This is a genomic window from Burkholderia sp. LMG 13014 (genome assembly GCF_905232215.1).
Classification (GTDB): domain Bacteria; phylum Pseudomonadota; class Gammaproteobacteria; order Burkholderiales; family Burkholderiaceae; genus Burkholderia.
Window position 1 is genome coordinate 1 of the sequence record NZ_CAJNKE010000849.1, and the last position, 1,955, is coordinate 1,955.

General features: G+C 56.9%; 3 protein-coding genes. All 3 read right to left on the minus strand.

Annotated elements, in window-relative coordinates; genetic code table 11:
* Positions 1-189: PAAR domain-containing protein (locus JYJ84_RS35350; protein WP_205190188.1), on the minus strand; the 189-nt coding region annotated here is incomplete at its 3' end.
* Between the two features lie 9 nt (positions 190-198).
* On the minus strand, positions 199-795 hold the full coding sequence (locus JYJ84_RS35355) for a hypothetical protein (RefSeq protein ID WP_122947793.1): 597 nt from the start codon (positions 793-795) through the stop codon (positions 199-201).
* A gap of 16 nt (positions 796-811) precedes the next feature.
* The coding region (locus JYJ84_RS35360; protein WP_205187077.1) for an RHS repeat-associated core domain-containing protein at positions 812-1,955 on the minus strand (1,144 nt) is incomplete at its 5' end.

A 1,955-nucleotide genomic window follows, 5' to 3' on the forward strand; every position in this document is an offset into this window, starting at 1 on the left:
GACCCGTGCGGCCGGTTGATCGTTGATATAAACGCTGCCCGATCCGTCGGCAATCATCTGCGGCCCGGGATGATCGGTACACGCGACGGTATCGAGATCGCCTGGCTTCGCTGCCCGCGCCGCCGGTTTGTTGTTGACGTATACGTTCCCCGACCCGCTCGCAATCTTGCCTTTGATCTCGGGCGGCACGATCGAATTTTACTTGGACGGTTGCGCCACAAGATAGAAGAACGCGTTATTCGTCAGATAGTGTCCGTCCATACCGTCGAACTTCGCAGCGGCATCCGGTCCCGCAAAAAATCGAGCCTCTGGTTTTTCATTTACCACTCCCGTTTCGCGGTTGACCACGAACGTCTTGTGCGCAAATTTCTTGAACACTTTCCAGACTAGTTTGACAAAGACGTCCGTCGCTGGATCGGTGTCGGAATCATAGGATGCCGCGAGACGGCCATCGCGTAGGCATCCCGGCGCATAGTCCGCCTCGTGGGATCGAAGAAACTGAATTGCTCCCGGACCTTCCATGGACCCCATATAACCAGATCCGCCTGGGTGCGGTGCCATGAATTCTTGCGCGTATCGCTCAACTGAGCAAATTGCCTCGTCAAGGATCACGATATCGGAAAACGGTTGCCCATTACACTCTGTCATGCTGTCGTAGGCAGGGGGAACCGGCAAGCTCCAGATATACGAGTCGATAAACTTGACTTGCGGAATTTGCGCTTTCAGCAGATCCGAGAACACCGCTTCGTCGACTGGGGTCATGAAGGTCTGCAACGTCGGCATCTTGGTGGTCAAAACGAACTCCTTTCTTTCATTTAATAGTGACAGTGCCAGGCAGCATTGTCGCCGTATTCAGGTCGCCAGGTTGTAGTGGCGCGCCTTTCACGACCGTGATCACAATCGCCTTCGGATCCTGTTGCGTGATGCGATTCGCATTTGCCCATTCCCGCTGCGACATCCCGTTCACCGAACCCTTGTCGACCGTCTGGATATGAATACGATTGCCTTGAGCATCCCTGAATGTCATGTCTGTATAAGAGCTTCCTTTACGTCCGCCCCCGCTTACCGGCGGAAGGTAGGTCTCCGGACGTTCCGCTCCGGTAACAGGATTTCGTCCACCCGCAACATGCGTATGAGTCGGATTATCAGCAAGATATTGATCTCTGACGTTATCCATATGGTTCTTGGTCGCCTGATTGCCTCGGCGACACCAGCCCCACGGGTCAATCCAGGTTAGCGGGTTCCCTGCATAGTGATACAAGTTGGCGCCGCCTGCGAGCCCAATCGGATCCGGATTGATGAACCGCCCCACATCCGGATCGTAGAACCGGAAGGTGTTGTAGTGCAGCCCGGTCTCGCGGTCCAGATACTGCCCCTGGAAGCGCAGATTCTGTGACCGCGGCGCACGGGTCGGTGTTGGCGCGGCCGCCTGCACTTCGCCCCACGCCAGCGCCGGCCGCTGCGGCGCTCGCGCGATCCATTCTTCCTGAACTGCGTTGCCCCACACCTTGTAGCGAGCCTGCCAGACCAGTTCGCCGTCGACGTCGGTCAGCTCTTCGGGCAACCCCGACACGTCGTTATGGAAATAGTAGACAGTGTCGCGCGCATCGTCATCGTTCGCCGCGGGCGCCGCCTGATCGATCCGTGCGAGCGGTACGTAGCTGTTGGACTCATACAAATACGTCAGCGCTTCCTCACCCTGACGATCGTGATACGTCTCCTGCACAAGCCGCATGCCATCCCACAGGAAGTCCGTACTCGCATAAGCCCCATTGAGCTTCCGAATCCGCCGACCGAACGCGTCGTATTCGAAATGCGTCGTCGCGATGCCAAGCCGGTCCTTCGTCACGACGGTCTTTAGCTGATTCCAATCGTCGTACTCGAGAGCCAGTTCTTTGGAAGGCCCGTGACCACTCAACTTGCGAACCAGCCGCCCATATACGTCGTACTCGAAA